The organism is Micromonospora acroterricola, from assembly GCF_003172955.1.
Taxonomy (GTDB): domain Bacteria; phylum Actinomycetota; class Actinomycetes; order Mycobacteriales; family Micromonosporaceae; genus Micromonospora; species Micromonospora acroterricola.
Genome location: NZ_QGKR01000265.1, coordinates 1 through 21,335, shown reverse-complemented (window position 1 = coordinate 21,335; position 21,335 = coordinate 1). Strand labels below are relative to the sequence as shown.

The following is a 21,335-nucleotide window of genomic DNA, read 5'->3' as shown; positions in this document are numbered from 1 at the left end:
CCACTGAACTCGCCACCACCGCCGCCTGCACCGCCGGCGTAGCCGTGGCGGCCGTCGTCGAAGGGGAGATCGCCGCGAATGCCGGCTGGCTTCAGCCGCTTGCCCCACCCTCCAAGGTGTTGCAGGCAGACCAGGCCGGAACCCGGGAAGCACTCGCCCCGTCCTCCGCAGTCGGCCAGGTAGCGGTTGCCGTCTCGGACGCGGAGCTCCTGGTCCACCCGGAACAGCAATGGAAGACCGGTTGGGCCGCAATCCTCGTCCTTGCGGCCACAGCTCAGAGTGGCCAACAGCAGAGGGTTGCGATTGACTGTGCCAGCGCTCATCGCAGACCTCGGCTGGTGGTGCAGAATGCGCCCGAACGCGGCGTCGCAGAAGTCGGCGTAGTCCCGCGCGTGCAGGGTCAGCTCCTGCCACAGGTCGTCCACGACCACCGACGGCATCGAAAGCTTCGGGCTGGAGTGGCGGACGACGAGCCTGAACCACTGGCGGGTCGCGGCTTCGACCAACCGGATGTCGTCGCCGCTGAGGTGGGGATACTGATTCACGAGACGCTGACGGCCGCTGGCAGGAAACTGCAAGTCGGCAACAGCGCGAAGTCGGTGAGCGGTGCGATCGTTCGTGAGCTTCGACCAGATCATGCGGCTGCTTCTATCCGCCCGGGGTGCGAGCGCTAGTGCCCCGACTCGCCACAGTGGCGTCGCGGCCCCTTCAGAGTACGGCGGTAGGCAAGGCCGGCGCTCAACGCAGAAGCTGATCGAGCCCCGCGAAGTCGGCTGCGGCCGCCGGAGCAGAATCGCCCCGACGGCCGCCGTGGCCGATGCCGATCAGTCGCGCGGCTGCGCGATCTCCCGCTTGGTGAACGGAACCGCCCCAGCCGGGTCGCTGCGGGTGGCCAGCGAAGCTGCGGTCTCGTCCATGTCGTAGAGCCGTACCGAACCGTTGGTGGTCCGGGACGCGAAGCCGAGGCGGACGCCACCGGAGTTCTGGAAGACGAAGGCCGTGGGATCCACCGGGTAGGTCTCGTCCGCCACGGTCGCCCGACCCCAGTCACCCCAGGTGGCGGAGCCGGCTGCCGTCTGCCGGGAGTGGTGGACGCCCCCGTCGGCGGAGCGGGTGAACACCGAGATGCGACCGGTGTTGGGGCTGAGCAGCGCGGCGGGGGAACCCACCGGGGTCAGGCCGGCGTTCCCGACCGCGCTCCAGGCGCCAGGCCAGGTGCCGTCGGTGTTCTGCAACTGGCTCTTGACCGTTCCGTCGGCGTTGCGGGCGAAGACCATCAGCCGCCGGCCGGGCAGCGTGACGACGCTCGGGTTGTCGACGAAGCCCGTCTCACCCAGCCCGGTCCACGCCCCGCTGAGCGCGCCAGCCTTGTACGTGGCGACCTGCACGGTGCCCGCCGAGTTGCTCACGAGCACGGTCGCCACTCCGTCCGGACCCGGAACGACGACCGGGGTGCCGGTCAGGCCGGTGCCGCCGAGCGGCGTCCAGGGCAGCAGGTCACCGGCGGTTCCGTCCTGCCGGCGGTGCCACAGCGCGCCGTCGGCGTCCAGCGCGAAGACCACGCGGGTGTCGTCGGAGAGCCGGACGGCGGCCGGTTCCGAGCGCATCGCCCCGCCGAGGGCGAGCCACGGGTTCCACTCCGGCATGGCCGGCGTCTTCTGGGTCAGCGACCCCACGTCGCTGGTGGTTTCGTGGGCGAGAATGCTCACCCGGTTCTGGGCGTCCGAGACCAGGGACGGCTTACCGGTGTACGCCTCCGTGCCGGGCACCGGTGACCACTGGATCAGGGCCAGCGAGTCCGGGTTCGCCCGCCCGTGGCGAAGCTGGCCGATGTCGTCACTGTAGGCGATCTCCAGGGTGCCGAGCGCGGTGCCGGCGGCCGGGGCCTGCGCGACGGCCAGCGGGGCGTTCGGCTGGACCGGGGTGGCCGGCTTCGCCGGGCTGCTGATCGCGGCCTGGTGGCAGGTGTTGGTGGTGGTGAAGACGTTCGGGAAGCCGGCCCACCCGGTGCCGATCTGGTCGGAGGTCAGCGCCCAGGAGGAGTTGTCCTCCCGGTAGCGGTACTGGAACAGGTCACCGTCGGTCTGGATGCCGAAGAGGGTGTCGCCGCCGGCCGAGAAGAGCCCCTTGGTGAACGCTCCCCAGCCGCTCGAACCGACCAGGCGGTCACGGCTGATCCACCGCTGGCTCACCGGGTCGAACCGGTGCCGGTACAGCCTGCCGTCGGCGGCTCGCCCGTAGAGGGTGCCGGGGGCGCCGGCCACGATGAGGTTGTACCGGTCCCAACCGGTGTCGAGGACGCGTCCGTTGATGGTCCAGGTGCGCGTCGACTCGTTGAACCGGTACCAGCGCAGTTTGCCGGTGTTGTCGACGAGGTAGAAGTCGCCGATCTCGTCCACGGTGATCTTGTCGCGGAGGGCGGCGGTGGCGTACCCGGTGAAGCTCGTGCTGATGTTCCAGCTCTGCTTGCCGTCGACGGTCTCCCAGGCGGTGCCGGTCCACCGGTAGCGGTTCAACCCGGTCGAGTTGATGCCGTAGACCCGGCCACCCGGCCCGCCCAGCACCCGGCCGAAGGTCTGCCAGCCGCCGGAGCCGACGGTGGTGGCGGCGCTGAAGACGCCACCGTCGCGGCCCGGGGTGTTGTACTGGCGGCGGGCGAGCGTGCCGGCGGTGGTCGAGTTGAAGAAGGCCGCCGGCCCCGTGCAGGTGAAGGAGTCGACAGCTCCCTGCGCGGGTTCGGCCTGTGCGGGAGACGCCGGCAGTGGCGCCACCAGGCCCGCGCCACCGACCAGCAGCGCGGCGGTCAGCGCGAAGGACCGGCGTCGGGAAAGCATTCCCGGCGACGATTCATTGCTTTTTCTGGACACGGTTGTGCATCCTCCCCCGAGAATCGGGAATCGGTTCCGCCGCCATTCCGACGAACCGTTCCCAGCATTTTTCAATGGTGTCGACCGTGCCCGGCAGTGATTTCCCCCGCAGCCGGTCGCGGCCCATCATGCCCCGAACCGGGCTGCTCTGCCAAGCGTTGGTCGTCGATTGGATGCTCCGGCGCAAATGCCTTTCAAACTGCCCGAAGTGGACGTACTGTCCTGGGTGGAAAGCGATGGCGAAATAGCGCCCGGTGGTGGCTGACGGAGTCGACGTCGTTCCGTCACCTGCTGTCGCGGCTGTCTGCCGAGGGATGCGTGGGGCGGCCCGGTCGCCCCTTCGAAGGCCTTATGGACGGGCATAGCGAGCAAATCGGCCAACTTCCTTACGGAAAGTAATCGTGGCTGGTCACTCCGGCGACGCGGTGATCAGCGGCCGTGCGGCCTTGACAGGGCAGTCGGGGCGCTGCGATCGTACGGCGGCACATTGATGAGTAGCAGCACCACGGGGGTGTGAAGCTGTGATCGCTGACCTGCCGGCATTCTGCCGTGTCCGGGCGTTACCGGGTCCGCCGAACGGCCTATTCCGCCGTGCGCCGCGTCGACCCGAGCTGATTTCTCGCATCTCCTGACATCCACGTCAACCCTGTGGACCTGCCATTCCCTGCCGCCACCCGAGTGTGTCGGCGATGTGTGGTGACGACATTTGGCGACCCCTGCGCGGTCGCGCCGCCGTCGTGCTGTTCTCTCCGCTCTTTAGCCCGTCCTCGATCCGGGGGTTGACCATGTCCTTCAGCATTCGACGTCTGCCCGACCCGCGCGGTCGGCTGACCGATCTGCGGGGTCGGCTACCCGGGCGCCGTTCGCTCCTTCGTTCCACCACCGCCCGGTCCGTCCTGGCGGCCGGGATGGCCGGCGTGCTGATGCTCAACCTGGGCGGCAGCGGGGTGACCGCGCTGCCGGCGGGTGGCAGCCGCGACGGTGCCACCGCCGCCGATCAACGCGGCGCGGGCGCGAAGCCGAGTCAGGCCTGGGGCTCGGCGGCGGGTAAACCGCACGTCACGCCGGGTCGGACCAACCGTGAGGTGCCGAAGTCCCTGCGCGGCCAGTACCCGCTGCACAAGCTCGCCGACAAGCCGGCCGCCGGGCGCAACAAGGCGTCGGTGGCCAAGGCGCCCGCCGACGACGCCCGTGGCTTCGACAAGCGGACCAGCCGCGAACGGCCGGCCGAGCGTGGCGTCAACCAGCGGGTGTTCGACAACGCGGACGGCACGCAGACCACCGAGTTCTCCTCCGCTCCGGTCAACTACCGCAAGCCGGACGGCAGCTGGGCTCCCATCGATCACACCCTGGTCCCCGCTGCCGGCGGATGGGGGACCACCGCCGACTCGGTCGGTCTGCGCATCGCCGGTCGGGGCGCGGCGAGTGAGTTGGCCCGACTGAGCTTCGACGGCGGCGCCGAGTTCGGCTTCGGACTGTCCGAGGCGACCGACGCGCCGGGTCGCGTCGAGGGCAACGCGGTCACCTACCCCGGTGTACGCCCGGAGGTCGACCTGCGCCTGGAGCCCCGACCCGGCGGCGTGAAGGAGACCCTGGTCCTGCACTCGGCCCAGGCGCCCACGTCGTACCTGTTCCCGCTGACCCTGCGCGACCTCACCGCGAAGCTGGTCGACGGCCAGATCGTCCTCACCGGCCGGGACGGACGCCAACTCGGCGTCATCCCGCCCGGCTACATGATGGACGCCGGCTCCGGTGCCACCGGCCCGGCGACCTCGACGAAGGTCGCCTACGAGTTGGTCACCACGGGGGGCCAGACGGCGCTGAAGGTCACCCTCGACCAGGCCTGGCTGGCCGATCCGGACCGGAGGTACCCGGTCGCGGTCGACCCGACCGTCGGTCCGCCCGTCGACGCCGTGAAGGCCGACAGCAGCATGTACGTCCACGGGAGCAGCTCCACCTCCGGCGGCAGCGAGCTGCTGGTCGGGCGCTCCGGCGGGTCCAACGCGGCGGCCTACCTCAAGTTCGGTGACCTGGTCAGCCGGTTGCAGTACCACACCATCCACGGCGCGGCGCTCTCCGCGGTCAACTTCGACGCGGCCTCCTGCAAGGCCCGGGCGGTCACCGTCCATCCGGTCACCGAGTCGTGGTCGGCCGGCTCCGGCTACTCGTATCCGGGTCCGTCGGTCGGCGGCTCGATGGTCAGCCGTTCGTTCGCGCACGGGTACGTCGCTCTCGGGCAGTCCCAGTCCGCGTGCCCGGCGGCCGGCGAGATGTTCGACCTCGGCACGGCCGGCCGCAACCTGGTGCAGCGCTGGGTCAACGGCCAGCAGGCCAACAACGGCCTGTCCCTGCGCGCGTCGACCACCGACACCGGCGCGTGGAAGAAGTTCGCCGGCACCGGCACGGCCAACCCCCCGGCGCTGTACATCACCCACAGCCCGTACAACGCCGGGTACGCGATCCCGAAGCCCAGCCCGGAGCCGCCGGTCCTGCGCAACCAGGACGGCAAGGTGAAGGTGACCGTCACCAACCTGGGCGCCGAGGCCTGGACGCCGGCCAACTACTACCTCGCGTACCGGGTCTACAACGCGCAGACCGGCGCCGCCGTGACCCAGCAGCGGGCGGCCAACCTCACCAGCACCCTGGCCCGTGGCGCGAAGGTCACCCTCGACGCGACCGTCAAGCGGCTCGAGCCGGGTTCCTACTTCCTCGACTTCACCATGGTCCGCACGGGCGGGGCGGTCTTCACCGACCACCAGGTGCCACCGGGCCGGATCGTGCTCCAGGTCTTCGACGTGCCGCCGGTCGTGCAGGAGCTCTATCCCGAGAACGGCTACCAGGCCCCGACGCTCACCCCGCTGCTCTGGGCCCGGGCCGTGGACACCGACGCGGCGCCCGGCGCCACGCTGTCGTTCAAGTTCGAGATCTGCGACCGGACCGACGCCGGCGCGGCGACCAACTGCATCAACTCCGGCTACCAGACGAAGCAGTCCTGGGTGGTGCCCGCCGGGCGGATGTCCTGGGGCAAGAGCTACATGTGGCGGTCCTACGTCAAGGACAGCGCCAACGAGGTCATCTCGCCGTACTCGACGATGCTCAGCTCGGTGCCGCAGCCCGACCTGCTCTCCCGGATCGCCACCTCACCGGACGCCGAGCAGGGCCGCGAGTTCGACGCGCAGGTCGGCAACTTCGCCACCTCCGCGGTGGATGCCACCGTGGTGACCGTCGGGCCGGAGCTGAACCTCGTCCGCACCTACAACAGCCTCGACCCCCGGACGTCCGGGGTCTTCGGCGCCGGCTGGTCCAGCCGGTACGACATGGCGCTGGTTCCCGACAACGACGGCACCGGCAACGTCGTGGTCCGCTACCCGGACGGGCAGGAGGTCCGGTTCGGCAAGAACCCGGACGGCACGTACGCCGCCCCGCCGGGCCGCGTCGCCAAGCTCACCGTCGACAGCACCTCGTGGAAGCTGCTCGACCGCTCCGGGAAGACGTACACGTTCTCCCTGCTCAACAAGCTCACGAAGATCACCGACAACTCGTCGCACCACGTGAACCTGAGCTACGACTCCACCGGCAAGCTGGCCCGCGCCCAGGTCGCCAACAGCCAGTTCAACACCGCCGGGCGGTCGCTGCGTTTCACCTGGACTGGCAACCACATCACGACCGTCAGCACCGACCCGGTCGGCGGCGCGGCCCTGAGCTGGACCTACACCTACAACGGTGACCTGCTCACCAAGGTCTGCGGCCCGGACTCCGCCTGCACCACCTACGACTACGCGGCCGGCTCGCACTACCGCACCGCCGTCCTCGACGCGAAGCCCGACTCGTACTACCACCTGGGCGAGTCGGAGGGCACCGGCGCGGCCAGCGACGTGGCGATCAACCTCGGCAAGGACGCCGGCACGTACCGCAACAACGTCACCCTGGGCCAGGCCGGCGTGGTGGAGGGAACCAGCGGCACCGCCGCCGGCTTCAACGGCACCTCCGCGTACCTCGAACTGCCCAAGGGCCTGGTCAAGAAGAGCCGGGACGCCTCCGTCGAGCTGTGGTTCAAGATCGGCCTGACGCAGACCGGTGGCCCGCTCGTCGGTTACCAGGACAAGGCCGTCGGCACCGCCGCCACCAGCGGCGTCCCGCTGCTCTACACCGGCACCGACGGCAAGCTGCGCGGCCAGTTCGCCACCGGCACGATCGCGCCGATCACGTCCGCGACCACGGTCAACGACAACAAGTGGCACCACGTGGTGCTCTCCGCGATGGCCAACACCCAGACGATGTACCTCGACGGGGTCAAGGTCGGCGATTTGACCGGGCAGACGATCGAGCACTCGCTGCTGACCTTCAACCAGGTCGGCGCGGCGTCGGCGACCACGCCGGCGTCCTGGCCGGGCTGGGGCGGCACCGCCCAGCGCTACTTCGCCGGCATCATCGACGAGGTCGCCGTCTACTCCCACCCGATCGGCCCGGCCACCGCGGCGGCGCACTTCCGGTACGCCAAGCCCGCCGCCCAGCAGCTCACCCGGGTCACCCTGCCCAGTGGGCGGGTCGCCACCGAGGTCGAGTACGACACCGCCACCGACCGGGTCAAGGAGTACACCGACGACGACGGCGGCACGTGGAAGGTCGGCCAGCCCACCATCTACGGCGGTGACACGGACCTGCGGCGCAGCGTCCAGGTCCTCGACCCGGCCAACCGCCCGTACCTGTACGAGTACGACGCCCTCGCCGGCCGTCTGCTGCGCTCGGGCACCCCGCTCGGTTTGGAGATCCGGGAGGAGGACCGGCCCGGGCAGCCCACGCCCACGCCGAGCCCGAGCCCGACGCCGGTCTGCACCCAGCCCGACCCGAACGACCCCGCGTTCTGCACCATCATCCCGGGCGACGCCGGCGGGCCGATCTTCGTGCGGCACCCGCTGGACGGCATGGCCATCCGCTCGTTCTCCTACAACGCGGACGGCTTCCAGAACAAGGTCACCAACGAGAACGGTGACTCGGTGGAGATGACCTACGACAGCAAGGGTCGCCTCGCCACCCGCAAGAGCTGCCGGACCTCCACGCAGTGCTTCACGAACTACTACACCTACTCGACCACCATCACGGATCCGTTCGACCCGCGGACGGACCTGGCCGTCGAGCAGCGTGACGGGCGTTCCAGCAGCCCGACCGACAACACCTACCGGACCACCTTCTCGTACCACTACACCGGTCAGCTCTCCAGCCAGACCAACCCCGACGGCAGCACGGTCAGCCACAGCTACACCACCGGCGCGGAAGCCGGCATCAACGGCATCCCTCCGTCCGGGCTGCTGGCCAGCAGCACCGACGCGCGCTCCAAGGTGACGCGGTACGCGTACTACAACAACGGTGACCTGTACAAGGTGACCGAGCCGTCCGGGCTGGTCACCGAATACACCTACGACGCGCTGGGCCGCCGGATCACCGAGAAGGTCATCTCCGACGCGTACCCCGCGGGCGTCACCACGACGATCACCTACGACGTGCACTCGCGGGTCGCGACGGTCACCGGACCGGTCACCACCGACGCGGTCTCCGGCAAGCAGCACCAGAGCAAGACGGTCAACGAGTACGACGCCGACGGCAACCCCACCAAGGTCACCGTGTCCGACCTGCTCGGCGGTGACCCCGAGCGGGTCACCAGCACCGAGTACGACGACCAGGGCCGGCCGGTGCGGGTCGTCGACGCCGAGGGCAACGAGACCAGCTACGGCTACGACCGGTTCGGCAACAAGACGACCATGACCGACGCCAACGGCAACCGCTACGACTGGGCGTACACCGCGCAGAACAAGGTGGCCGAGGTGCGGCTGCGGGACTGGCGCAGTGACCCGGAGGGTTCCCCAGGCACCGGCACGGGCGACTACCTGGTGCTGCACTCCTACTCGTACGACTTTGCCGGCCGGCTGGCCAGTGACACCGACGCGATGGGTCGACGCCTGGAGTACCAGTACTACCGCGACGACCTGCTCCAGAAGATCACCCTGAAGGACTTCCGCAACCCCGACGGCACCAAGCGCGACTACGTCGTGGAGGAGAACACCTACGACGGCGCGGGCAACGTGACCCGCAAGGTCGCGGCCAACGGCACCCAGATCACCGACCACACCCCGGACAGGACCGGCAAGGTGAAGAGCACCGTGCTGGACCCGACCGGGGTGCGGCGGAGCAACACCTTCACCTACGACCTGAACGGCAACGTCACCCAGACCGTCCGTTCCGGCAACCCGTCGAACCTGAACTGGTCGGTGCTCGCGGCCTCCGAGGTCGTCGACTACACCTACGACGACTCCGGCAACGTCCTCACCGAGAAGGTCACCGCCGGCGCCGAGACCCGGGTGACCAGCTACACGTACGACAAGCGGGGCCTGCGTACCTCGGTCACCGACCCGCGCGGCAACGTCGCGGGTGCCGACAAGGCGAAGTTCACCAGCACCTTCCGGTACGACGAGCTCGGCCGCCAGATCGGCGAGACCGGCCCGGCCGTCCTCGCGGAGAGCGACGGCAACCCGGCCGTCCCCACCAACCCGACCAGCACCGTCGGCTACAACACGTTCGGCGAGCAGGTCGCGGTCAAGGACCCGCTCGGACGGGTCTCCACCTCCGAGTACGACAAGCTCGGCCGGCCGGTGCGCAGCCTCGCGCCGACCTACCAGGCGCCGGGCGTGAGCCAGCCGGTCACGCCGGAGACCCGGCGCGGCTACGACCCGCTGGGCAACGTCGTCGAGGAGATCGACCCCGCGGGCACCACCCGGTACACGTACGACCAGCTCAACCGGCTGACCGTCCGCGACGAACCGGCGAAGACCAACGACGACCGCGCGCTCACCCGCTACACCTACACCCGCACCGGCGAGGTCCTGTCGGTCACCGACCCGACCGGAGGGCGGGTCGAGTCGACCTATGACGACCTGGACCGACAGGTTACCCAGACCGTGGTGGAGCGCCGCCCGAGCACCCGCAACCTGGTCAGCAAGCTCAGCTACGACGACGCGGGCAACCTGACCTCGACGGTGTCGCCGACGGGCGCCACCACTGTCAACACGTTCAACTCGGTCGGCGACATCACCCGCAGCACCGCGCCGACCGGCGAGGCCATGATCTTCGGGTACGACTTCGCCGGCCGCCAGGTCCGCACCTCCGACGGTCTCGGCCGCACCACCCGGATCGGCTACGACGTGTTCGGCAACCGGACCAGCACCCTGAATCTCGCCGCCGACGAATCCGTTCTGCGCACCCAGACGTACGGCTACGACGTGGCCGGCAACATGACCTCGTCGAAGGACCCCTACAACACCGTCACCAGCTACGAGTACGACGCGGCGAACCAGCTCGTCAAGCAGGTCGAGCCCACCAGCGACACGGAGTCGATCACCACCACGTTCGGCTACGACGCCGCCGGCAACCGGACCCGCTACACCGACGGCCGAGGCAACTCCACCATCTACACGTACAACACGATGGGCCTGCCGGAGTCGGCGATCGAGCCGTCGACGGCGAGCCACCCGGCCGCCGCGGACCGCACCTGGACCGTCGCGTACGACGCCGACGGCAACGCCGTACGGCTCAGCGCCCCGGGCGGGGTGAGCCGCACCCGTACCTTCGACGCGGCCGGTCGGTTGACGGGGGAGACGGGCTCCGGGGGCGACACCGCCACCGCGGCCCGCAACCTCGACTACGACAAGGCCGGTCGGCTGACCAGCGTCAGCGCACCCGGGGGGAGCAACACCTACAGCTGGAACGACCGCGGTGGCCTCCTCTCCACCGCCGGCCCGTCCGGCACGGCGAGCTTCGGTTACGACGACGACGGACGGCTGACCACCCGCACCGACCTCACCGGCACGGCCACCTTCGGCTACGTCAAGGGACGCCTCGACACCCTCACCGACAGCATCACCGGCCAGCAGCAGAAGCTGTCCTACGACGCCGCCGGTGAGGTCAAGACCGTCGACTACGGCGCCGGTCGGGTCCGTACCTTCGGCTACGACGACTACGGCCGGGTCAGCAGCGACGTACTGCGCAACTCGGCCGGCCAGACGGTGGCCTCGGTCACCTACGGCTTCGACCTGAACGGCCACGTCACCAGTAAGAACACCACCGGCACCGCCGGCGGCGGCACCAACACCTACGACTACGACAAGGCCGGCCGGCTGATCTCCTGGACCAGCCCGGCCGGGACCGTCACGTACGCCTGGGACGCCAGCGGCAACCGGATCCGGGCGGGGTCCAAGTCGGCGACCTTCGACGAGCGCAACCGGCTGCTCTCCGACGGCGACTACACGTACGCGTACACCGCGCGCGGCACGCTGCGTACCCGCACCAGCTCCGGCCTGGCCGAGCAGTTCTCGTTCGACGCCTTCGACCGGCTCACCAGCGCCGAGGACCAGACCTACGCCTACGACGGCCTGGACCGGCTGGTGTCCCGCACCGGCAACGCCTTCGTCTACGCCGGTCTGGGCGACGAGGTGGTGCACGACGGGGTCGAGTACTACGGTCGGGGCCCGAACGACGAGCTGCTCGCCACCGCCCACGGCGCCGACAAACGGCTGTCGCTGACCGACGCCCACGGCGACGTGGTCGCGGCCATCAACCCGGCCGACACCCAACTGTCCACGCTGAACGACTCCACCACGTACGACCCGTTCGGCGAGAAGGTGAGCAGCACCGGGAACACCGGCCGGCTCGGCTTCCAGGGCGACTGGACCGACCCGGACACCGGCCAGGTCGACATGGGCGCCCGCTGGTACCAGCCGGGCACCGGCACGTTCACCTCGCGGGACAGCGTCAACTACACCTCCGGCGACTCGATCCTCGCCAACCGGTACACCTACGGCGCCGGCGCCCCGCTGGACTTCGACGACCCGGACGGCCACTGGCCGCGCTGGATGAAGCGCGCCGCGAGCGCGGTGAGCAACACCGTCTCCAACGTCGCCAGCACGGTCAGCAGCTACGCGTCGACGGCGTGGAACTACACCAAGAGTTACGCCTCCACCGCCTGGAACTACGCCGTGTCGGGCATCAAGGCGGTCGGTCGGGCCATCTCCAACGGCGCGAAATGGCTCGCCGACAAGGCCGTCAGCGCGGTCAGGTACGTCGGCAACGTGGTCCGCTCCGGCATCAACCAGTTGGCACGGGCCGCCGACTGGGCGAAACAACAGGCGAAGGTCGTCGCCCAACGGATCCATCAAGCCAAGGTCGCGGTGACCGCCGCCGCGAAGGGAGCCATCAAGAAGGCAATCCAGTTCACCAAACTGCCGGTGATCCAGGCCCTCACCAAGCCGCTGATTGCGCTCGGCAAGGTGGTCTCGACCGGGTTCAAGATGGCGGCGAGCGTCGTCGCGGTCACCACAATGGCGATCCAGGACCCCCAGAAGTTCAAACAGAAGCTCTGGGCGGAGGCGGCGCAGAGGCTGGCGCCGCTCGTCGAGGGCGCCGAGAAGATGTGGGACAAGGCGACCCAGTTCGTCGAGGACCACGCCGCGCAGATCGCCGGCATCGTGGTCGGCGCCGTCGTCGGCGTCGGGTGCGGCTTGGCGATCGGCTGGACCGGTGTGGGAGCGGTGGCCTGTGGGGCGCTCGCGGGCGCGGTCGGCTCGGCGGTCACCGGCTACATGGAGGGCAAGCGCGGCTGGGACCTTGCTGGCGCCACCGCCGTGGGTGGTCTATTCGGCGCGGCGGGCGGGGCGCTTGGTGCGGTTGCCGGGCAAGCCCTCGGAGCTGCCGTACGCGGGCTTTCCGGTGTAGCCACAAGAGGTGCCAGCGCTGCGGCTTCAGCCGCGACCAGCGCCGGCCGCGCCGCAGGTTCCGCAGGTGCTTCTGGACGGATGGTCCTCATGGATTCAGCCGACGCCTTCGCTCAGAACGTGACGCGGACGGCGCAGAAGCCAGGATGGTTCGACGTCGTTGCGCATGGGTCAAGAAAAACGGTCGAACTCGCTGACAAGACCAAGATTGACCATCGCACACTTGCACGGCTCATTCAGAATCATCCTGACTATGAAGGTCAGGGGGTGCGTCTGCTCAGTTGCAGTACCGGGGCTGGCCCGAATTGTTTTGCGCAGAACCTCGCCAACCGGATGGGCGTTGATGTCATGGCACCCGACGACACACTCTGGGCCGGAGCGGCCGGCACCCTCCGTGTCGGCAAAACATGGAAAACTGGTAGGATTTCGAACCTGTTCAGCATGTTTTCGCCGAGCCGAGGGTGACCAATGAAGGATGTCGGATACTTCAAAGAATTGCGCCACGGGTATGAGGATGGGATCAGTTTGCATCGAGTCCGGGGCGAACTGTCGGAAAATCTCGTGAGTTTGGCCGCTCGGTACCTGAGGGACGGATCGGTGGTCGCGGCGGCGGCCGGGTATGCCTTCGACGAACTGGATCCGAACCGTCCTGAGATTGCGCCGCTTTCGATTCAGACCGACGGCGATTGGTCTTGGCCGAGCGATCTTCCATATTACGTCGAGAAGTACCGGGTGGGATTACCGGAGGAGTTCCTCAAGCACGCTGCTGCTCACGGTTGGCGACCGCCACACTTGACCCCGGAGCGACTTGAGGAGATCTCTGAAGACATCTAGGGATAGCGCTGCCGGGTGTTCTGGCTGCCGGCTTTCGGAGGAACGAGATCTGCCGGACAACTGATGTAGGAGTAGCGTTGTTGAGTTCTCTGCTTCGAGTTTCTGTTCAGCTGGGAAGACGTGGGGTCGCGTTACTGGCATCAGTGGCGCTGGGCGTCGCAATATCGTTCTCGTCGGCGCCTGGCGCCAAGGCCGACGCCGCCGGGAAGGGTGGTGACTACGTACCGATCGACAGCGTGGCCCTGCTCGACACCCGCTCGGGTGTCGGCGGAACCACCGGCCTCCGGGGTGCCAAGTCGGTCACGACGTTCACCGCCGTCGGCGTCGGCGGAGTCCCGGCCAGCGGTGTCAGCGCACTGATGGTCGATGTCACCGCCATCAGCCCGACCGCCAACACCTTCCTGTCCGTCTACCCGGACCAGACGACCCGGGGCTCTTCGGCCATGGACGCGTCGATCGGCGAGGTCATCACCAACTCGGCGATGGTCAAGCCCGGCGCGAACGGCAAGGTCGCCGTGTACAACGCGGCCGGCAATGTTCACATCAAGGTGGACGTGGTGGGTTACTTCACCAGCGTCACCGGCAGCACCGGCTCCGGCTTCGTACCGGTGAACCACACCCGGGTGGTCGACACCCGGACCGGTTTGGGGACCACCGCCGGCACCCTGACCGGTGGGGTGCGCACGGCCAACATCGGGGGTGGCGGCCTGGTGCCCAGCACCGCGACGGCGGTCATGCTTGACGTGGTGGTGATTGGTGCGACCGGCGGCGGCTGGGTGACCGTCGGGTCGAGTGCGTCTGCCAAGACCGCCGTCGACTACGTCAAGGGCGACACCTCCATGGGAATGGCCGTCAAGCTGAACGCCGACGGCAGCCGCAACGTGACGTTGGAGAGTCGTGGCCCGGCCGTGCACGTCGCCATCACGGTCCAGGGCTACTGGACCGGCAGCCCGACCACAGGCGCGGGCCTGCGCCCGGTGCCGGCGACCACGCTGTACGACAGCCGAATCCCCAGCGGCGCCCAGCCGATCCCGGCGAACGGCAGCATCGAGGTCGCCGTCGGTGGCACCAACGGCCTGCCGACCCGCGGTATCGCCGCCGCAGCCCTCAACGTGCACGTGGTCAGTCCCACTGGTGGCGGGCACCTCACCGTCGCGCCGCTGGACGGCACTCCGATCACCGCGTCGACGGCGAACTTCCCCGCCGCGCACGTCGCCCGGTCGAGCCTCGTCGTGACCAAGGTGGGCACGGAGGGGAAGGTCCGGATCAGGAACCACAGCAGCGGCACGGTGCACCTGGTGGTGGACCTGCAGGGGTGGTTCGCCGACCCGACGGCGTTCCTGCCGACCGAGTCCTTCGCACGCTCGACGGCACTGCAGGGCGAACCGGCCGACGGTAGCTCGGCCGGGGTCATCGTCTACGCGCACACCGACAACACCGGCCAGGTGCGGGTCGTCCACCAGCAGAACCCGGACGACTTCTCCAGCTTCCAGCACATTCCGGTGTTCGGTGCGGAGGCGTTCACCGGGCAGCCCTCGCTCAACGTGCTCGGCGGCAGCAAGCAGATGCAGGTCACCGCCCTGCACACCACCGGCGCCGCGTGGACCGGCGCCCAGACGGCGGCGAACACGGCGACCTGGGGGACGACCGGCAACCTCGGTGGCACTATGGCGGCCCCGCCGGTCGCGGTCACCCTCGCCGATGGCACCAGCGTGATCTTTGCGGTGGACGTCGACGGCCGCCTCTGGCACTACCGCCAGTCCGGGACGGGCGCGTCGTGGAAGAGTCTCGGTGACGTCGACCTCGCCGGTGGCCTCACCGCCGTCAAGATCGACATCGGCGTCCGGTTGGTCGCCACCAGCACCACGGGCACCGTCAAGACCGCCGTCTACTCCGACGGCACCCTGACCGCCTGGACCGACCTGGGCGGGAACGTGACGGGGGTCCCGGCCGCGTTCCTCAACCAGGGATACCGCACCGGGGTGGTCGCTCGCGCGGCCGACGGGTCGCTGGTGATGAAGAAGCAGGAGTTGGGTGGAGCCTGGCCGTCAGCCTGGGCGACGGTGGGCACCTTCACCGCCGCCGGCTCACCGGCCGCGATCGTCGACCCGGCACTGGGCCGGATCGTCGTCGTCGCCCGTGGCGCTGACAACGAGATGTACCGGGTGTACGAGACCGAGCAGGGCACGGGCACCTGGGGCGAGTGGCTGCGCCTGTACGACAACCCGGGCGACCCGAGCGCCGCCACTGCCGCCACCGACCCCACGATCGCCCCGATCCAGAACAGCGCCGGGCCCGGCTTCGTGGTGGTCTACCGCAACCGGAACAACGCCACCATCGCGCTCGACCGACGGTTCGCCACCGCCGCGGCAGCGGTTGCAGCGAAGAAGACTCCGCCGACTGTCAGCTTCAACGCCCACATCGTGCCGGCTCCGCCGGCCTGATCCTCGGCACTACCGGCCCCGGGGCCTCCGTCCATGTGACGGAGGCCCGGGGTGGCTGTCTGGCTGACGTCAGCGGTAGAAGCGCAGGTAGTCGAACTCGGCGGTGACCGGCGGCTCGGCGCCGCCGTGCGCGACCAGCCCGATCCGCGGGGTGGTGTCGGCCGGGAAGGTCCACACCGCACCCCAGGTCCAGGTGCGCCCGTCCCGACTGGAGCCGGCCCGGAACTCGTGCTCCCCGGTGGCCGGGTCGACGTGGTGCGCCAGCCGCAGCCAGGTGGTGGTGGCCGGCGCGCCGACGATGCTGCCGCCGTACACCGGCTGGCCGGCGAAGGGCAGTTCGTAGCCGTACTCCACCTGCCGGGTGTTCCAGATCGCCACCTGAGTCAGCCGGGCGAACCGGTCGTCGTCCACGTAGGCGACCAGCCCGGCCTGCTGGTAGTTGCGGACCGTCTCCTCGCCCAGGTCCAGCGTCACCTTCGTCTCCACCACGTAGTCGCCACGCGGCGCGTCGCGCAGCAGCACGCCCGCCGTGTTGCCGGTCCCGGTCAGGTCGGCGGCCTGCACCGGCCAGCGCAGCGCCCCGCCGGCCACGGTGGCCGCCGGGTCCTCGCGCACCCACTGCCAGTCGCCGTCCAGCCCGTCGCCGAACTCGTCGGAGTACGCCCGCAGCGGCGCGCCGACCAGGGGCTCGGGCACGGCCCGCCGCACCGGCTCGTACAGCCGGGCGACGCTGACGTTGTCGAACTCGGCCGGGCCGCCGGTGGCGGCCGGTCCGGGCCGGCCCGCGACCGGGCGGTCCAGCCGCAGCGACACCACGGCGAGCTGGTCACCGAGCCGGGCCGGGCTCAGCTCGGCGACGAGATGCCGGCCGCGTACCTCGATGGCCAGGTTGTGCCGGTCGGCCAGGTCGAGCCCGGCGGGCAGCGGCGCGGTGGCGCGCCGGTCGCCGTCGCGGGCCACCAGCCGGCCGCCGGCCGCGTCCACCCGGACCTCCGTGCGGTCGCCGAGAGTGATTCCGGCGGAGGTCGCGCCGGTCAGCCGCAGGTCGGCCTCCGTCCGCACGTCTCCGCCCACGGTGGTACGGCTGGTCAGCGCGCCGCTGCCGGCGAGCCGACCGTCGGTGACCTGCCAGTCGCCCGCGACACGTCGCCAGCCGGCCAGGCCGGCGGTGTCGAACCGGTCGTCGATCCGGCCGGTGGTCACCGGCGCGGGCCGGTTGCCCTCGGACGGGCCGGCGCCGGCGTTCACGGTGGGCCAGCCGTCGATCCAGTCGAGCCGGTCCAGCAGCATCGGGCGTTCGTTGATGCCGAACGGCTCGTCCAGGTACGGGTCGGCGCGGTCGATCGCGTGGTAGACGATCCAGTCCTGACCCGACAGGTCGGTGAGGAACCCGTTGTGCCCGGTGCCGATCCACCGGTTGCCGTTCTGGGTGAGCACCGGCGTGCCGCCCGCCCGGGACGCGGTCAGCGCCACGCCTTCCCGATCGGTGAACGGGCCGCGCGGGCTGCGCGCGCGTCCGACCTGGACGGAGTAGCCGGTCGCGGGGCCGGCGCAGCAGTTGGCGGTGGAGGCGAACAGGTAGTACCAGCCGTCGTGGCGCAGCACGTAGCTGCCCTCGAACTTGTTGTCCACGGCCACCTGGGTCGGCGCGCCGACCGCGGTCAGACCGTCCGGGCTGAGCTCGGTGAGGGAGATGCCGCCGTAGTAGCTGCCGTAGTAGAGGTAGCTGCGGCCGTCGACGTCGGTGAACTGGCTGGGGTCGATGGTCCACAGGTAGCCGCCACCGCCGCCGGGCCGCGGGGCGACGACCGGCTGGTCGGCGAAGGTCCACGGCCCCGTCGGGGTGGGGGCGGTCGCCGAGCCGATGGCGTAGTCGCTGCCCTCGGTGGACACGGTCGTGTCGGTGACCGTCATGTACATGACCCACCGGTCGCCGAGGCGGCGCACGTCCGGGGCCCAGAACGCCGCACCGGGCGCCGCGTACGGCGGGCGCTGGTCGGGGTCGAACGCGTCGCCGACGTACGTCCAGTCGACCAGGTCGGCTGAGCGGGCGGTGGGCACCCGGTGGAACTCGTGCTCGCCCTCGCGGAGCGGGTCGGTGGTGCCGTAGGCGTACCAGAAGCCGTCGTCGCCGCGGACGATGACCGGGTCGGCGAAGGTGTCCCCGACGGCGGTGGAGATCGGATTGCGGTAGCGGGACGGATTGTCGGCGCTGGCGGCGGGGGCGGGTGCGGTCGCGGCCAGGATCAGACCGAGCGCGGCGGCGAGCGCGCCGCCGCGGCGGAGGTGTCGCATGGGACCTGCCTCGGGGGAGTGGGCGGTGTGTCGACAAGGGTCAGTGTGTGTGCCTCCGTTTCTACAACGTTGGATACAACGTTGTAAAGGGAAGCGAGGCATGCCCACGCGGAACCCGTGCCTCGACAACATCCGGCAGGTAGTCCACGGGGCCACCCGCGTCGCGCGGCCCGGGCGTGGACGGTTCACGCCGGGGCGTGCACGGCGGCCAGGTAGGCGAGGGCCTCGGCGCTGCGACTGCCCGGCGCCGGCGTACCGACCAGCAGTTGCTGGCCTGGTGCGTCGCGGACGTCGAAGGTCTGGTAGGTCAGCTCGATTCGTCCGGCGTCCGGGTGGTGCACGACCTTGAACATGCGGGTCAGGCCGCCCACCGTCTGGTCCTCCCACAGTGCGCGAAACTCGGGAAAGGCCTGCCGCAGGTCGGCCACGAGCGCCTGGATCTGCTCGTCGTCCGGGAAGATGCCGGCGTTGAGCCGCAGGGCGTGCACGACGTTCTCCGTGAGGGTCGGCCAGTCCGGGAACACGCTGCGCGCCTGCGGGTGCTCGAACAGCACCCGGACCATGTTGGCGGTGCCCGCGAACGGGGACAGCAGCGCCGCCGCGACACCGTTCGTGGCCAGCACGTCGAACGCCGGACTGAGCACGTAGGCGGCGGAGGTGGGAAAGGCGTCCAGCAACCGCAGCAGCTCGGGGTGCACCGAGGCGCGGGAGCTGTCCGCGCCCATCCTGGGGTTGAGTCCGGCGAGGCGGAAGAGGTGGCCGCGCGCGTCCGGGCTGAGGCGCAGGGCCCGCCCGATCGCGTCGAGCACCTGTGGGGACGGGTTGCGTTCCCGGCCCTGCTCCAGGCGCGCGTAGTAGTCGACGCTCACACCGGCCAGCACCGCGACCTCCTCGCGACGCAACCCCGCCACCCGGCGGTCGCCGCCACCGCGCAGCCCGACATCCCGCGGGTCGACGCGGGCGCGCTGGGCTCGGAGGTACTCGCCGAGCCGGTTCTGGGTAGCGGGCATGTCCACCAGCCTAAAACTCCTGGTCAGCGGACTGCCAGGGTGCGGTGCTCCCTGACGGTCGCGCGCTGCCGTGGCCACCGCGTCGCGCGGCGCTGGCCGACCGGCGCCGGCACCCCGCCGGGCCGGGCCTGCCGTACCTGGGTGCGCTGATCCCAGGAAACGGCGCCCTTCCCGGGCCCCCACGCCAGCAGGATGGTTGAGCGCGCCAGGCACCAACCGGACCAGGAGCAGCAATGACCAGCCCGCATTCCAAGATCGTTCTCATCACCGGCGCGAGCAGCGGCATCGGTGCGGCGACGGCCGGCCGCCTCGCCGCCGACGGCCATCACGTCGTGCTCGGCGCCCGGCGCGTCGACCGCCTCGCCGCACTCGTCGCCGACCTGCGCCTCGCCGGCGGCACGGCCGAGTACCACCAACTCGACGTGACCAGCCGGGACAGCGTGTACGCGTTCGTCCGGGGCGCGCACGACCGGTACGGCCGCATCGACGTACTGATCAACAACGCCGGCGTGATGGCCCTGTCCACGCTCGACGCGCTGCGGACCGACGAGTGGGACCAGATGATCGACGTGAACCTGCGCGGCACCCTGCACGGCGTCGCGGCCGCCCTGCCGCTCATGCGGGCCCGCGGCACCGGCCACATCATCAACATCGGCTCCTCCGCGGCCTACCGTGTCGACCCGACGGCCGCCGTCTACTGCGCCACGAAGTACGCGGTCCGGGCCCTGACCGAAGGACTGCGCCAGGAGAGCCGGGACGTGCGGGTGACCCTCGTGAGCCCCGGCTACACCCACTCCGAGCTCACCGAACACGGCGGCGACCCGCAGATCCAGGCCGCCGCCCGGGCCGCGGCCGAGGAACTGGGCATGCCCGCCACCGCGGTCGCCGACGCCATCGCCTCCGCGATCGCGCAACCCGACACCGTCGACATCAACGAGATCATCATGCGGTCCACCACCCAGGGCTGACCGTTCACGACAAGGGGAACGACCATGGGCGAAGCGCTCGAGATGACGACGTTCCGGCTCGTCGCCGGTCTCACCGGCGCCGACTTCGTCGACGCCAACGAGGACATCAACACCTACCTACGGCGCCAGCCCGGCTTCCGCTGGCGCCGCATCACCGAGGACGACGACGGGGTGATCACCGACATCGTTGCGTGGGACTCCGCCAGCGACGGCCGCCGCAGCGCCGCGGGGATCATGACCGAGATGGCCGACTCCCCAGTGCACGCGACCATCGACCAGGCCACCGTCGACTTCCGGATCGTCCCGGTGGTGCAACACGTCACCTGACCGCGCGGCTCGCGCCGGTCCGTCGCGGCAGGCCCGGCGGCACCTCCGGTTCGTACACCCCGGCGCTCGTGACCGCGCGGCCCCCGGACCCAGCCCTCGGACCCGGCCAGGGAGGCGTCGCCGGGCGGGGCGATGATGGGGCGATGAACGCTGTCGCCGAGGGCCGGGAAATGGCCGAGCTGGCCGCCCTGCTGGCCGACGGCACCCGAGCCGGCATCTGCCTCGCGCTGCTCGACGGCCGCGCCTGGACCGCCGGCGAGCTGGCCCGGAGGGCCGGGGTCGCGCCGTCGACCGCCAGCGATCACCTCACCCGCCTCGTCCGGGGTGGGCTGCTGGTCGAGGAGCGGCAGGGCCGGCACCGCTACCTGCGGCTGGCCGGGCCGTCGGTGGCCCAGCTGATCGAGGGCCTCGCCGCGCACGCCCCGGCCCCACCCGCGCCAACCGGGTCGCTGCGGTCGACCACCGCCGGCGCCGCTCTGGCGTACGCCCGGACCTGCTACGACCACCTCGCCGGGCGGCTCGGCGTGCTGATGTACGACGCGCTGCTGGCCGACGGGAGGCTGGACCGGGCCAGCGGGCTGACGCTGACCCCGGACGGGTGGGCCTGGGCGGCCGGGTTGGGCGTACCGGTGGACGTGCTGCGCACCGCGCGCCGCCCGGTGGTCCGCGACTGCCTGGACTGGACCGAGCGCCGCCCGCACCTGGCCGGAGGGCTCGGCGCGGCGCTCTGCCGCCGCTTCGCCGACCTGGGCTGGACCACGCGGGGCACGGGTCGTGCGGTCCGCCTCACCCCGACCGGCCGGGCCGCCCTGGCCGCGACCCTGAACAT

Annotated in this window: 9 protein-coding genes and 1 pseudogene; 6 read left to right on the top strand and 4 right to left on the bottom strand. The window is 70.5% G+C overall.

The window, feature by feature from the left end:
* Together DKT68_RS23255 and DKT68_RS23250 are read right to left on the bottom strand one after the other, a co-directional pair.
* Nucleotides 1–638, bottom strand: a pseudogene (locus DKT68_RS23255) (hypothetical protein); the annotation flags it as partial.
* 186 nt (nucleotides 639–824) lie between these two features.
* Complete coding sequence (locus DKT68_RS23250) at nucleotides 825–2,834, bottom strand: tachylectin-related carbohydrate-binding protein (protein WP_109819514.1); 2,010 nt, start codon at nucleotides 2,832–2,834, stop codon at nucleotides 825–827.
* Between the two features lie 818 nt (nucleotides 2,835–3,652).
* Between DKT68_RS23250 and DKT68_RS23245 the strand changes: the two genes are divergently transcribed.
* The 3 genes from DKT68_RS23245 to DKT68_RS23235 all read left to right on the top strand — a co-directional run bounded on the left by DKT68_RS23245 (nucleotide 3,653) and on the right by DKT68_RS23235 (nucleotide 15,906).
* Nucleotides 3,653–13,093 carry a LamG-like jellyroll fold domain-containing protein gene (locus DKT68_RS23245; RefSeq protein WP_236647041.1) on the top strand — a complete coding sequence of 3,147 codons (9,441 nt, stop codon included), beginning with the start codon at nucleotides 3,653–3,655 and terminating at the stop codon, nucleotides 13,091–13,093.
* Nucleotides 13,094–13,096: 3 nt separating this feature from the next.
* Complete coding sequence (locus DKT68_RS23240) at nucleotides 13,097–13,462, top strand: hypothetical protein (RefSeq protein WP_201749162.1); 366 nt, start codon at nucleotides 13,097–13,099, stop codon at nucleotides 13,460–13,462.
* 143 nt (nucleotides 13,463–13,605) lie between these two features.
* The gene (locus tag DKT68_RS23235; RefSeq protein WP_109819513.1) at nucleotides 13,606–15,906 is read left to right on the top strand and encodes a hypothetical protein; all 2,301 of its coding nucleotides are present in this window, start codon (nucleotides 13,606–13,608) and stop codon (nucleotides 15,904–15,906) included.
* Nucleotides 15,907–15,975: 69 nt separating this feature from the next.
* On the opposite strand, the gene DKT68_RS23230 is transcribed toward DKT68_RS23235, so the two are convergent.
* Together DKT68_RS23230 and DKT68_RS23225 are read right to left on the bottom strand one after the other, a co-directional pair.
* The gene (locus tag DKT68_RS23230; RefSeq protein WP_109819512.1) at nucleotides 15,976–18,201 is read right to left on the bottom strand and encodes a family 43 glycosylhydrolase; all 2,226 of its coding nucleotides are present in this window, start codon (nucleotides 18,199–18,201) and stop codon (nucleotides 15,976–15,978) included.
* Between the two features lie 185 nt (nucleotides 18,202–18,386).
* Nucleotides 18,387–19,211, bottom strand: a complete 825-nt coding sequence (locus DKT68_RS23225; RefSeq protein WP_109819516.1) for a helix-turn-helix domain-containing protein — start codon at nucleotides 19,209–19,211, stop codon at nucleotides 18,387–18,389.
* A 233-nt stretch (nucleotides 19,212–19,444) separates the two neighbouring features.
* Here DKT68_RS23225 and DKT68_RS23220 point away from each other — a divergent pair, with 233 nt between their 5' ends.
* The 3 genes from DKT68_RS23220 to DKT68_RS23210 all read left to right on the top strand — a co-directional run.
* Nucleotides 19,445–20,179, top strand: coding sequence for an SDR family oxidoreductase (locus tag DKT68_RS23220; RefSeq protein ID WP_109819511.1), 735 nt, complete (start codon nucleotides 19,445–19,447; stop codon nucleotides 20,177–20,179).
* Between the two features lie 24 nt (nucleotides 20,180–20,203).
* A complete protein-coding gene (locus DKT68_RS23215) occupies nucleotides 20,204–20,506 on the top strand; it encodes a hypothetical protein (protein WP_109819510.1) in 303 nt (100 codons plus the stop codon).
* Between the two features lie 143 nt (nucleotides 20,507–20,649).
* The coding region (locus tag DKT68_RS23210) for an ArsR/SmtB family transcription factor (RefSeq protein WP_109819509.1) at nucleotides 20,650–21,335 on the top strand (686 nt) is incomplete at its 3' end.

Bases quoted from the DNA above. Each gene is read 5' to 3' on its own strand.
- DKT68_RS23215 (WP_109819510.1), top strand. From the start codon at position 20,204: ATGGGCGAAGCGCTCGAGATGACGACGTTCCGGCTCGTCGCCGGTCTC.
- DKT68_RS23225 (WP_109819516.1), bottom strand. From the start codon at position 19,211: ATGCCCGCTACCCAGAACCGGCTCGGCGAGTACCTCCGAGCCCAGCGC.
- DKT68_RS23245 (WP_236647041.1), top strand. From the start codon at position 3,653: ATGTCCTTCAGCATTCGACGTCTGCCCGACCCGCGCGGTCGGCTGACC.
- DKT68_RS23230 (WP_109819512.1), bottom strand. From the start codon at position 18,201: ATGCGACACCTCCGCCGCGGCGGCGCGCTCGCCGCCGCGCTCGGTCTG.
- DKT68_RS23250 (WP_109819514.1), bottom strand. From the start codon at position 2,834: ATGCTTTCCCGACGCCGGTCCTTCGCGCTGACCGCCGCGCTGCTGGTC.
- DKT68_RS23220 (WP_109819511.1), top strand. From the start codon at position 19,445: ATGACCAGCCCGCATTCCAAGATCGTTCTCATCACCGGCGCGAGCAGC.
- DKT68_RS23240 (WP_201749162.1), top strand. From the start codon at position 13,097: ATGAAGGATGTCGGATACTTCAAAGAATTGCGCCACGGGTATGAGGAT.